This window comes from Aeromonas sp. s9 (assembly GCF_040907765.1).
Taxonomy (GTDB): domain Bacteria; phylum Pseudomonadota; class Gammaproteobacteria; order Enterobacterales; family Aeromonadaceae; genus Aeromonas; species Aeromonas caviae.
This window is the reverse complement of sequence record NZ_JBFOCK010000011.1, coordinates 1-12,448: the sequence shown is the minus strand read 5'-3', so window position 1 is coordinate 12,448 and position 12,448 is coordinate 1. Positions and strand designations below refer to the sequence as shown.

Here is a 12,448-nt window from a genome sequence, read left to right as displayed (position 1 = left end):
TCAAGCAATACATTCAAAACCAGCGGGGCTGACGCCCCGGCGAAATTCCCCTCCCACCTACGTCGGAGGGAGTCCCCTTTCGCATTTAAGATGGCTGCAAGCAGCAGGTTATCTCGCTGTCGTCGCGTCACGGGACAACCTCGATGCGGATCACCTGCCAGACCATGTTGTTGTGGATGGCGGACACATCCATGTCGGGATGGGCCGAGAGGGGGACCAGCAGCCAGAGCGGCCCTTTATTGCGACGGGTGAGCGGTTTGTCATCCTGGTAACGCACCAGGGTCAGCGGCACCTTGGCAAACAGGGAGAGATCGACCCGCTGCTGGTAGCCATTGAGTGCGGCAACATCGATGGCGCTGGCACTATCCACCTGCTGCTGCGCCAGCACGCTCTTCAGGGTCGGTCCACGATAGCGGTGAGTGCCGAGGGTCCAGGGCGTCGCCGTCTCGAACTCTACTTGTGGCAAGGCTGCCAACGCCGCCTCATCCAGGGTGATTTCCCGCTTGTCCGGCAGGATCAGTTGCAATAGCGAAGAGGAGGAAGCCTGGGTACCGAACGAGAAAAGCACCAGCAGGAGCGAGGCCATCCCGCGCGTTGGAAAGTTCATGACATGTTGTGCCAACTGCATCTTGAAGTTAGGAGCCAGTGTGGCGATTTCAGTGGGTCAATGCAACTGTGTGAAAAATCAATAATTAGGGGCCCCGCATCTCCATCCAGTTATGGCCCTCGACGGAGAGAGGCTGATGCACTCCGCAACTTTGCAGGAGTTCATCCACAAAAGCGGGCACCAGCAAGGAAGCCGGACCATAACGTTTTTCATCAAACTGGCTGCCCACTTCGCTCGGCTCCAGATTGAGCTCCACCGTATGGGCACCGTTCAGGCCGGCCTCATGGACGAATCCGGCGGCAGGGTAGACCGCCCCGGAGGTCCCGATGGAGATGAAGAGATCGCACTGAGCCAGGGCCGAGTAGATGCGGTCAAGTCCGAGGGGCATCTCCCCGAACCAGACCACATGGGGGCGCAGCGGGTGGGGAAACTGGCAGCAGGAACACAGCTCTTCCTGATGGAGATCCCCGCGCCACTCGATCACCTGACCAGAGCCCGGGCAGCGGGCCTTGAGCAACTCGCCGTGCATGTGGATGAGGTTCTTGCTGCCGGCACTCTCGTGCAGGTTGTCGATGTTCTGGGTGACCAAGGTGACGCGCCCCGGCAGCAGGCGCTCCAGACGGGCCAATGCATAGTGGGCCGGATTGGGGTGGATCTCGGCGCGCTGCAACTGATGGCGCCGTGCATTGTAGAAACGTTGTACCAGTTCGGGATCCCGCGCATAGCCTTCAGGGGTGGCCACGTCCTCCACCATGTGCTCTTCCCACAGGCCATCACAGGCCCGGAAGGTCTTGATACCGGATTCGGCCGAGATGCCGGCACCGGTGAGGATCACGATATGTTTGGCTGACTGCACCATGGTTGTTCTCCTCCAACGGGTAACAGGCTGACCTTAGCACAGGAGCAAGAGGCGGCCCATTCGCCCTTGGTCTTAGGCCGATGGGAACACAAAGCTCGCCATGGGCGCGAGATCCAGCCTGGCAAAGACCATCTCCTGTCCTGTCACCAGGGTAAGTGGCAACCCGAGCCCCTTGAGCAGAGCCAGCATGGGGCGATTCTGGCCGAGCACTTCCGCCGTCCACTCCCGGATCCCCTCCCCGTATGCCAGCCGCGCAAGCGCCAGCAGGATGCGACGCCCGGCGCCGCGATGCTGAAAATGATCCGCGACGATGCAGGAGAACTCGGCCCTGTCCGGGTGCAGGCGCCGGCGAACGGACTGGGCCATGGCAAGCGGCGCCCCCTGCTCGTCGGTCAGCAGCAATCCTATCTGGGGTTCTCTGGGGTAGTCGAGAAAGAAGGCGAGCTGCTCGGCCGTCGCAGGCTGCTTGGCCCGCATGAAGCGCAAATAGACGCTCTGCTCGCTCAGGGCGTCATAAGCCGCGCTTATTCGCTTCGGGTCGCTGCCCGCCAGCTCCTGCAAGCGGCAAGTCAACCCCCCCACCACCATCGTCATCGGCAGGGCGGCCCGTGAGGCGGGAGCCGTCCAACCCGACATTCCCTGCCACAAGCGCGGCTCATCGAGCGGCCAGCAAAGATAGCGAGCCATTTACCAGCGCCCTGCCACGCCGCGATCCTGCCACTGGGCGGCATCCTGCAGGTTGAAGGGGTCGTCGAGGTAGAGCGCGATGCCAAGCTCCCGGGAGCGCTGGATGAAGCGGGCCAGCAAGGAGTCGGCAGCCATCGCCTCCAGTTCGGGCAGCAGGTGTTGCCCGAGCAGCAAGGATTGCAACGGCAGACGCTCGATGAGATCAAACGGCAGGTGCTGGGCATGATCGAGCAGCAGTGCGAGTCTGGCCCCCGCGAGGCTCGCCTGCAGCACCAGGGCGAAACGGTCCGCCTGGCTCAGCAGGTGATCCCGTCGGTGGATGACCAGGGTGAGTTCGCTTGCTTCTCGTCCATGCTGCTCGAGCCAGAGCTTGAGCGGCTCCCAGTGAGGGGAAAGACCGCTCAGGCTCAGCCAGATCGGCAGCGTGCAGGAGGCCGCATCTGCCAGCAGCCCAAGCTGTCCTCTCGCCTCTCCCTGCCAGCTACGCACGGTGCGCTTGAGCCCGCCCAGCCTGCGCTGACGCTGGGGGCCAAGATAGAGCATCTTGAGCAGACGCAGCAGATCGTCGCTTTGCAGCGGCTTGGCCAGGGCGGCCAGCACGTTGAAACCCGCATCGTGCAGGAGACGCCGGGCGCCGTCTATCAGGGTCTGATCATGAGCGGAGAGCAGGATGATGGGCAGACCGCTGTGGCGATACTGGGGATGGCTCATCAGCAGGCTGATGGCATCCTGCTCCGCCAGGCTGAGATCACAGATAAGCAATCTCACGCCCCCCTCTTCCAGCGCCTTGAGGCACCCTTCGCCATCCTGAACCCAGTGGCAGGGCAACCCCAGTCCCTGGATCTCCTGCTGAATACAGGCTCCCTGGAAGGGGTGATCTTCGAGCAGCAGGATCTGGCACTGGGCGAGCCAGGCACGCCACCCCTGCTCCCGTGCCTGCAACCCCTCGAGCCAGGGATCGCTGAGGCGATAGATCCCCGCCCCGGGAGCCAACAGATGAGGCAGATAGTCGGCCCCCTGATGAGAGGCAGGATCAAACAGGGCGATGGCCCCGGCGGCAAACAGCCCTTCCCATTGCCAGCCGGCATCGGGTCGGGTGCGGTGCAGATTGGCATAGGCCGGCAGGCCCGCCCCCTTGACCGCCTGATGGGAGACAGCGTCCAGGGCATAGACGCTGACCGGGTAAAACGTTGGCTCCTGGCTGTCATCAGACTCCAGCAAGGCCATCAACTCTTCATCTGTGATGATCATGTCATGCTCTCTCGCCCAGTTGTCGGCAGACCTCTTCCACGCTCTGCCTCAAGGCGGCTGCAAGGGGATGTCCGGGGGCCTCCTGCCAACGGTCGATCACCTCTACCAGGGGGGTAGCCCCCACCATTTTGGCGGCCCCCTTCATCTTGTGTAAAGCCGTATTGAGGGCCTTCTCGTCCCCTTGTGTGACACACCGCTCAATGTCGGCCAGATCCTGGTGAACCGATGCCAGATAGATGTCAATGAGGGCCGGGCTGAGGGAGACGGGCAGGGAAAGGGCTGCCGTTGGCTGCGGTGCCTTCCCCCCTTCATGGGGGCCAAAGACGGTACGAAGCAATACAGCCAGATCCCTGAGCAAGACGGGTTTGTCCAGATGGCCCTGACAGCCGCATTCCGCCAGTCGCTGCGCCGCCGGCTCGCTAAGATCCGCGGTGATCACGTAGACGGGTAGATGCTGCCAGCGTTCATCGGCGTGCAATTGCCTGCAGAGCTCGGCGCCGTCCATCACCGGCATCTGCAGATCCGTCAGCACCAGATCCACCGACTCCGATTGCAGGATCTCCAGTGCCAGACGGCCATTGGCCGCGCTCAATACCCGGGCCCCCAGCTGACCCAGCTGCATGCTGATCAGCATTCTGTTCACCTCGTAATCTTCCACCAGCAGCACCCGCCTGCCTGCCCCCGGCAGGTCCGTGATCTCCTCGGCGCCACGGACGAGTCTAGGCTGCAGCAGGCTGACCACGGAGCCCGGGATCCAGGGTTCCCCCTGCCAGTACCAGGCGCGCAAGCCCCCATCGTCCTGCATGGCCCCAAGGCAAGGTGCCGCCGGATCCTCGGCCACGCCAAACTCTGCGAGCCAGGCCCGCATATATTCGAGCTCCTCGGGCAACAGTTGCAGGGAGACCGTCTTGACGCGCGGTTGCCAGGGCGCCTTCTCCTGCGCATGCCTGAGGGGCAACGAGCAGAGGAAACGGCTACCCCCGCGAGCCAGAGGCTCGACCCGGATCTCGCCCCCCATCTGCTCCATCAACTGGCGGCAGATGGCTAGCCCAAGCCCGGTTCCCTGGGCTCTGGGCTGGCCAGGCTCCTCCCCTTGTTCGAAGGGCAGGAACAACCGGGGCAACAGCTCGGCACTGATCCCGGGCCCCTCGTCGTCTACCCCGCACACAATCCACTCCCCTTGTCGCCGGGCCCAGAGCACCACCTCTCCCCGCTCGCTGAACTTGATGGCGTTGGAGAGCAGGTTGTGCAGCACCTGTTGCACCCGGTGGGGATCGAGTTCCATCAAGGCGGGCAGCGCCGGGTCGAGCGCCAGGCGCAGTTGCAGATGGCGGGATCGCGCCTTGGACCAGTGCACCGCCGCCACGTGCTCGCACAGCTCCACCAGATCCGTGGGCTGTACGGAGAGGCGCAACTGACGCGTCTCGTTGCGGCTGAAGTCGAGCACATCGTTGAGCAGTCCGAGCAGTTCATTGCCCGCCTGTCTGACATGGGCCAGAGCCGAGGCCTGCTCTGCATTGAGTCCGGTCTGCTCGAGCCACTCCAGCAAGCCGAGCATGGCGTTCATGGGGGTGCGGATCTCGTGGCTCACGGCGGCCAGGAAGCGTCCCTTGGCAAGCACGGCCTGCTGGGCCTGCTCGTGGGAAAGCTGCAGGGAGTGCTCCTGCTCCACCCTGGCCGTCACATCCTGCACCACCCCGTAGATCCGCCACCCCTCCCCCTGACGGCGCCCCCTGCCGGAAAATTGCAGCCAGCGAGTTCCCTTGGCGGGGTGCTGATAGCGCAGCAGATGGGAGAAAGGTCGCCCGGCTTGCAGCATGGCCAGCATGGGGGCTCGCATCTCGCGCCTGTCCTGGTGGGAGATGCGAGTCAGGGTCTCGTTGGGATTGACCCGGATCTGCTGGCTCGCCAGCCCCAGCAGTTCGTGACTGCCCCGGCTCACAAACTCCACCCGGGTGATGGCTCCCCCCAGCAGGGTGAATTGCAGCACCACACCGGGCACCGTATTGGTGAGGGCGCGCAGGCGCCGCTCTGCCTGACGCAGCAGGCGGGTACGCTCGCGCAGGGCGCTGATGTCGGAGAGGGCGATAAGATCCCCTGCCGGTGCCTGGGGGCCCAGTCGCAAGGGGAGCTGGGCATAGGAGTAGACCTGCTCGTGCAGCGCCAGCTCCCCTTCGGCGCCCTGCAACTGTGGCGCGGGCAGCACCAGATCGGCGGCGTAGCGCGCCTCCATGCGCTTGGCCCGCTTGTTGCGCTTGATCACCTCCCCATTGTCATTGCGCAAGAACACGGGCACGGGGAGCGCCTGGAAGAGAGACTCCCTGAACTTGCTTTCCAGCGCCAGCGCCTGCTCTACCTTGTGACGCTCGCGGGCCTCCTGGGCCAGTTGCTGGCGGGAACGCCAGACTGACCAGATCACCGCCATGCTGATCAGCAGTGCCAGCAACACGGAGCCAAGCCAGAAACCGTAGCTGACCCCTTCCTGCTGGTTGACCACCAGGCGACGCCAGCGTTGCACCAGCTCGTCCACCTGCTGATCATTGAGGGTCATCAGGCTCTGATCCAGCACCCCTGCCAGGCTGGTCTGTTCCGGCCGGATGGCAAAACCGAGGCCGAAACGCTCCGGCAATTCGGTGATGGTCAGCTCGCTCAACTGGTTGTTTCGAATGGGATATTGGAGCTGGTACAACTCCGCCAGCATGGCCTGGGCATCCCCATGCCGCACCGCCGCCAATCCCTGCAGCAGGTTGTCGGTCACCTCCCACTCATGCTGGCCGAACCGGGCAAGCAGGCCGGGATCATAGAGCATTCTCGGGACCACCACCTTGCCACTGACGTCCGCGAGGGAGGCAGGTCCCCTCTTGCTGCGACTGACCAGAGCATAGCGGCTGGTCGCCACCATCCGGGTGAAGTCGAACTCCTTGTTCAGGGCGGCGGACTCCATCAGCCCGACCATCATGGCGGCATCGCCACTGCGCAGCAATGCCAACGCCTCCTCCCGGCTGGCGGCGGGTACCAGCTCGAAGCGCAGCCCTGTCTGCCGACTCACTTCCCGCAAGACATCCGCACTCCAGCCAATGAGCTCTCCCTGCTGGTTGACACCGCTGTATGGCATGAAGCCGGGATCCGCCACCATCTTGATGGTGTGGGCCTTGCCGACCAGCCAGGCCTGCTCCTTGTCGGTAAAATGCAGAGGATTCACATCCTGCTCACCCTGAGGCAGATACTTGCCCAGATCCCGGTAGAGACTGCCCGGCGGCAAATAGCGGATGGCCGTATCCACCAGCTCCAGCAACTCGGGCTGGTTGCGCATCATCAGCCGGTAACTGATGACCAGATCATCGCTGCGAAGACGGCGAAGGCGCAGCCCTTCATCCGGGAATTCCCGCATCAGGTAGCGCAGTTGCAGATAATCGCCGAGATAGGCGCTGCCCTTGCCGGCCACCAGGGCACCATACCAGTTCTCGGCATCGGTCAGCTGTTGCTGGGATGAACCAGGATAGAGACGCTTCAGGATCTCCTGGGCCTGCCAGATAGGTGACACCAGAAACTGCGCCTGATCGAGCTCACCCCGATAGAGGATGGCGGACTCCGCCTCCATCATGGCCCGGCTCAAGACGGTATCGCTCGAGTTCGACCGGGCAGGCCCGACGTGAGGAATGAGATCGCAGCGCCCGTTCAGCAGATCCTGCGTCATGGCTGCCCAGCTCGGCCGCTTCTCGACATGCACCGGTACCGGCAACAGCTCTGCCAACCGCGTCATGCGATCGATAAGCAGGCCCCCCTCCGCCTCCAGATAGGGAGGACGTTGCAGGGCCGGGTAACAGAAGGTCAGTCCGGTGAGCGAATCGGCATAAGCCTGGGCACCCGGTGACAGCGGGAGTATGGCGGCACGCAGTGGCAAGGCCAGCAGCGCGCCGGACAACAGAAGGATTTTTATCATCGGAATGGAAAAGCCAGGCGATTGCCTGGCTTTTTGTCACTCGTTGGGTTCAACATTTTCTACCCTGGCCTTGAGCTTCTGGCCGGGCCGGAAGGTCACCACGCGACGGGCGCTGATGGGAATATCCTCCCCCGTCTTGGGGTTGCGTCCGGGACGCTGGTTCTTCTCGCGAAGATCGAAGTTACCGAAGCCGGAAATCTTGACCTGTTCGCCACGCTCGAGCGCCTGTCTGATCTCCTCAAAGAAGGCTTCCACCATATCTTTGGCTTCACGCTTGCTCATCCCGAGCTGGGTGAACAGGTGCTCTGCAATGTCGGCTTTGGTAAGCGCCATAGATCAATCCCTCAAGGATGCATTCAACTCTTCACCGAGGGCCCGCACGACATTGTCCACGGTCTCGGCGATCTCTTTCTCCTCCAGGGTGCGCTGGGTGTCTTGCAACACCAGGCTGATGGCCAGGCTCTTCTTGTCCTCTGCCATACCAGCGCCCTGGTATACGTCGAACAAGTTTATTCCAACTAACTGATTTCCGCCAACTTTTTTAATTACTGCCAGAACGTCGCCTGCCAGGATCTGTCTGTCAACCACCACGGCGATGTCGCGACGGTTGGCCGGGAACTTGGATACTTCGGCAGCAACCGGCACCTTGGCCGGCGTCAGTTTGTCCAGCTCCAGCTCGAACATGACAGCGCGGCTCTTGAGCCCCAGCTTCTTCTCGAGGCTCGGATGGATCACGCCGATGTGGCCGATCACGACGCCATTACGCAGAATGGCTGCGCTCTGGCCCGGATGCAGGGCACTGTGCTCGGTGCGCTCGAAGGTGAAGGTAGCCCCTTCGGCAGTCAGATCCAGTACCGCTTCCAGGTCACCCTTCAGATCGAAGAAGTCGACGGGACGGGCCTTGACATCCCAGTGCTCGTCCCCCTGGTTGCCGGTGATGATGCCGGCCAGCATGGGTTCCTGACGGATGCCGTTCTCGGCATTCTCGTCCTTGATGAAACGCAGGCCCTGCTCAAACAGGCGCACGCGTGGCTGCTGACGGTTCTGGTTGTAGACCACCGCCTGCACCAGACCCGGGAACAGAGAGACGCGCATGGCGGACATCTCGACCGAGATCGGGTTCGGCAGCACGATGGCATCGCTCTGCGGGAACAGGGTTTGCTGGGTCTTGGGATCGACGAAGCTGTAGGTGATCGCTTCCTGGAAACCGCGATCAACCAGCAGGTCGCGTACCCGCTTCAGGGTCACCTGCCCTTCAGCCTGCTCCACCATCGCCAGAGAGGCGGCGGGTTTCAGGTTCGGGATGTTGTTGTAGCCGTAGATGCGGGCCACTTCCTCGATGAGGTCTTCCTCGATGGCGATGTCGAAACGCCAGGAGGGAGCCAGCGCGGTCCAGCCGTCAGTATCCACGGTTACCTGCATGCCCAGACGAGTCAGAATTTCGACCACCTGCGCATCCGCCACGCTGATGCCGATCACCTTGTCGAGCTTGGTGCGGCGCAGCTTGATGGGGGCAGCCTTGGGCAAATGGGCATCGGATTTGACTTCGATGACCGGACCCGCTTCACCGCCGCAGATGTCCAGCAGCAGACGGGTGGCACGATCCATCACCTTGGCCTGCAGCTCGGGATCCACCCCGCGCTCGAAGCGGTGGGAAGAATCGGTATGCAGACCGTAGGCACGGGCACGGCCGGTGATGGAGAGCGGCGCGAAGAAGGCGCACTCCAGCAGGATGTCGGTGGTGGTCTCGGAGACACCGGTGCGATCGCCGCCGAAGATGCCGGCCATGCAGGCAGGGCCTTTGGCATCGGCAATCACGAGCGTGGTCTCTTTGAGCTTCACCTCGTTGCCATCGAGCAGGGTCATGGGCTCGTCGGCCTTGGCGCGACGCACCACCAGTTCCCCTTCAAGCGTCGCCAGGTCGAAGGCGTGCATCGGCTGGCCGTATTCCAGCAGCAGGTAGTTGGTGATGTCAACGATGGCGTCGATGGAACGAATACCGCCACGGCGCAGCTTCTCCTGCATCCAGAGCGGGCTCTGGGCGTGCAGGTTCAGCCCCTTGATGACACGGCCGAGATAACGGGGGCAATCTGCCGACGCTTCAACCCGGATCGGGAAGGTTGCATCGATAGTGGCAACAGCCGGCGCCCAGGTCGGCTCGACCACGTCCACGCTGTTGAGCACGCCGATTTCACGGGCAAGACCCGCGATGCCGAGGCAGTCGGCACGGTTCGGGGTCAGATCCACATCGATGCTGACGTCGTTGAGCGCGAGGTATTCACGGATATCGGTCCCGATGGGGGCATCCAGCGGCAGCTCGATGATGCCATCGGCTTCGACGTCGATGCCCAGCTCGCTGAAGGAACAGAGCATGCCGTGGGACGGCTGGCCGCGCAGCTTGGCTTTCTTGATGGTGAAATCACCCGGCAGGGTCGCCCCGACCTTGGCCACGCACACTTTGAGGCCGGCGCGGCAGTTCGGCGCACCGCAGACGATGTCCAGCAGCTCGGCCTCGCCCACATTGACCTTGGTCACCCGCAGCTTGTCGGCGTCCGGGTGCTGGGCGCACTCGACCACTTCACCCACCACCACATTGTTGAACTGGCCGGCTACCGCTTCCACGGCGTCCACTTCCAGACCGGCCATGGTGATCTGCTCGGCCAGTGCATTGTCACTCAACTCGGTGCGGACCCACTCCATCACCCAGGATTTACTGAATTTCATGTTCTCTCGCCCTTACTTGAACTGCTTGAGGAAGCGCAGGTCGTTTTCGAAGAAGGCACGCAGGTCATTGACCCCGTAACGCAGCATGGTCAGGCGCTCAACGCCCATGCCGAAGGCAAAGCCGGAGTATTTTTCCGGATCGATGCCGACCGAACGCAGCACGTTCGGGTGCACCATGCCGCAGCCCAGCACTTCCAGCCACTTGCCGTTTTTGCCCATCACGTCCACTTCGGCGCTCGGCTCGGTGAACGGGAAATAGGAAGGACGGAAGCGAATCGTCAAGTCTTCCTCGAAGTAGTTGCGCAGGAAGTCGTGCAGGATGCCTTTCAACTCGGTGAAGCTGGCATGCTCGTCAACCAGCAGGCCTTCGACCTGGTGGAACATCGGGGTGTGGGTCATGTCGTAGTCGTTACGATAGACGCGGCCCGGCGCGATGATGCGGATCGGCGGCTGCTGATGTTCCATAGTGCGGATCTGCACACCGGAGGTGTGGGTACGCAGCATCAGATCAGGATCGAAGTAGAAGGTGTCGTGATCGGTACGCGCCGGGTGGTGAGCCGGGATATTCAGCGCATCGAAGTTGTGGAAGCCATCTTCAATCTCGGGACCACGGGCAACCTTGAAGCCCATCTCGCCAAACAGGCGCTCGATGCGCTCGATGGTGCGGGTCACCGGGTGCAGACCGCCATTCTCGATGCGGCGGCCCGGCAGGCTGACGTCGATGGTCTCGGCGGCCAGCTTCTGGTTCAGCACGGCGACTTCGAGGGCTTCACGACGCGCGTTTAGGGCATCCTGAACCTGCTGTTTGGCCTGGTTGATCACGGCGCCCGCTGCGGGACGCTCTTCAGCGGACAGGGCACCCAGTCCCTTCATCTGCTCGGTAAAAAAGCCCTTTTTACCCAGATATTTGACCCGGATTTCGTCGAGGGCGGCGATGTCGCTCACGCCCTCAATTTCGGCCTTGGCCTGGCCGACTACTTCTTCAAGCTGTTGCATGTCTTCCTCGTCACCACTCCCGGAACAGGAGCCTTTAGGCTAAATAAGGTCAAGAGGGGAATAATACAAAAAAAGCCCCTTGGCTGACCATAGTTATGACGGGCTTTTCTCCCTGCAAATCATTTTGTTATATGGATAAAGCCACAAGCCAGATGCAACAGGATTAAGACAAGCGTCGTTTGTTCTAGTTTGTTGGCATATGGAAGGATAAAGCATTCATGAACGTGGCATGCTACCTGCCAACGCTCAAAAATGAGCAACAAAAAAGGAGGCCTGAGCCCCCTTTCCATGTCTAATGAAAACAAAAACCTAGTTAAATATCAATTAGTTACGAATGACAAGAGGGTGCATCAAAAGCCCCGTGGCGACCCTGTTTGGGGAAATTTGTGGACACTTCATCATGCGGCTGGGAGCGGATTCTCCAGCGGGTTGAAGCGCACCGCATCGCTCAGATAGTCCGGTGCGAAGTGGGCATAGGTCATCGTCTGCTGGATATTGTGGTGGCCCAAAATTTTTTGCAGAGCAAGGATGTTGCCTCCGGACATCATGAAGTGTGATGCAAAAGTGTGCCTGAAGACATGCACCGCCTGCCCTGCTGGCAGATCCGGCGCCACGGTCTTGAGCACGTCACGCACCAGCAGATAGTCGAGGTCACGAAACAGCGGGCCCCTGTTCACCCCCCGCCTGGGTGTACGCACCCGTTTGACCGGGTGGGAAGTGGTGCCTGCCGGCACATTTGAGGCCACTAAGGCCGCCGAGGGTTCGGCTTGGGGGGTTGGGGTTAAGACAGGCGACAGCCCGGCACCTTGGAGCTCTGACAATAACTGTACGCTACCGGATCCTGATGCCTTCACAGAGCAGATCATGAGGGAACAATGGGGTTTATCGCCCTTCTCCATTGACCGATTGCGGGGGCCTGCGTCAGATCAGACGGTTTCACCCTCTGGCTGGAGAACGGACAGCAGCAGTCGTGCAGGTCGCTCCCAAGCGAACCAGATTGGATAGCAGATGACCAACCACCAACCGAACTGCACCAGCCGGATGAGTATGCGGTACCGGAAGACGATCCGGACTGGCCGATGCTGGTTGAGCTGTGCGGCAAGGTCTACCAGGCACAAGGTTACGCCGGGGCGCACTGCTGGATCGATATGCTGCCGGAGCCCTATCTGTCTGAGATGTGGCGGATATTGGAAGGGCTGGATACGCAGGAATGGATGCGTAAACAGGACGCATAAATCGAAACATGAAAAGTAAGCAGAGCGTCCGCCACAAAGAGTACCACCACCTAGGGAAGGTGCGAATAAGCGGGGAAATTCTTCTCGGCTGACTCAGTCATTTCATTTCTTCATGTTTGAGCCGATTTTTTCTCCCGTAAATGCCT

At 61.6% G+C, this 12,448-nt stretch carries 8 protein-coding genes and 2 pseudogenes; 1 reads left to right on the top strand and 9 read right to left on the bottom strand.

The window, feature by feature from the left end; all coding sequences use genetic code 11:
• Positions 1-127 precede the first annotated feature (127 nt).
• The 9 genes and pseudogenes from AB5Y54_RS01185 to AB5Y54_RS01145 form a co-directional block, all read right to left on the bottom strand.
• The gene (locus AB5Y54_RS01185) at positions 128-586 is read right to left on the bottom strand and encodes a hypothetical protein (RefSeq protein ID WP_080989932.1); all 459 of its coding nucleotides are present in this window, start codon (positions 584-586) and stop codon (positions 128-130) included.
• 106 nt (positions 587-692) lie between these two features.
• Positions 693-1,466, bottom strand: a complete 774-nt coding sequence (cobB, locus tag AB5Y54_RS01180; RefSeq protein WP_041211443.1) for a Sir2 family NAD+-dependent deacetylase — start codon at positions 1,464-1,466, stop codon at positions 693-695.
• A 72-nt stretch (positions 1,467-1,538) separates the two neighbouring features.
• On the bottom strand, positions 1,539-2,153 hold the full coding sequence (locus AB5Y54_RS01175) for a GNAT family N-acetyltransferase (RefSeq protein ID WP_043155486.1): 615 nt from the start codon (positions 2,151-2,153) through the stop codon (positions 1,539-1,541).
• On the bottom strand, positions 2,154-3,404 hold the full coding sequence (locus AB5Y54_RS01170; protein ID WP_039040767.1) for a response regulator: 1,251 nt from the start codon (positions 3,402-3,404) through the stop codon (positions 2,154-2,156).
• 1 nt (position 3,405) lies between these two features.
• Entirely contained in the window at positions 3,406-7,329 is a 3,924-nt protein-coding gene (locus AB5Y54_RS01165; protein ID WP_323900637.1) for a transporter substrate-binding domain-containing protein, read from the bottom strand.
• Positions 7,330-7,383: 54 nt separating this feature from the next.
• Positions 7,384-7,680, bottom strand: a complete 297-nt coding sequence (gene ihfA, locus AB5Y54_RS01160; RefSeq protein ID WP_005300715.1) for an integration host factor subunit alpha — start codon at positions 7,678-7,680, stop codon at positions 7,384-7,386.
• Positions 7,681-7,683: 3 nt separating this feature from the next.
• The gene (gene pheT / locus AB5Y54_RS01155) at positions 7,684-10,071 is read right to left on the bottom strand and encodes a phenylalanine--tRNA ligase subunit beta (protein WP_041211446.1); all 2,388 of its coding nucleotides are present in this window, start codon (positions 10,069-10,071) and stop codon (positions 7,684-7,686) included.
• A gap of 12 nt (positions 10,072-10,083) precedes the next feature.
• On the bottom strand, positions 10,084-11,067 hold the full coding sequence (pheS, locus tag AB5Y54_RS01150; protein ID WP_041211447.1) for a phenylalanine--tRNA ligase subunit alpha: 984 nt from the start codon (positions 11,065-11,067) through the stop codon (positions 10,084-10,086).
• A gap of 398 nt (positions 11,068-11,465) precedes the next feature.
• Positions 11,466-11,747: pseudogene (locus AB5Y54_RS01145) on the bottom strand (tyrosine-type recombinase/integrase); the annotation flags it as partial.
• A gap of 1 nt (position 11,748) precedes the next feature.
• Here AB5Y54_RS01145 and AB5Y54_RS01140 point away from each other — a divergent pair.
• A pseudogene (locus tag AB5Y54_RS01140) lies at positions 11,749-12,302 on the top strand (hypothetical protein); the annotation flags it as partial.
• Between the last annotated feature and the right edge of the window lie 146 nt (positions 12,303-12,448).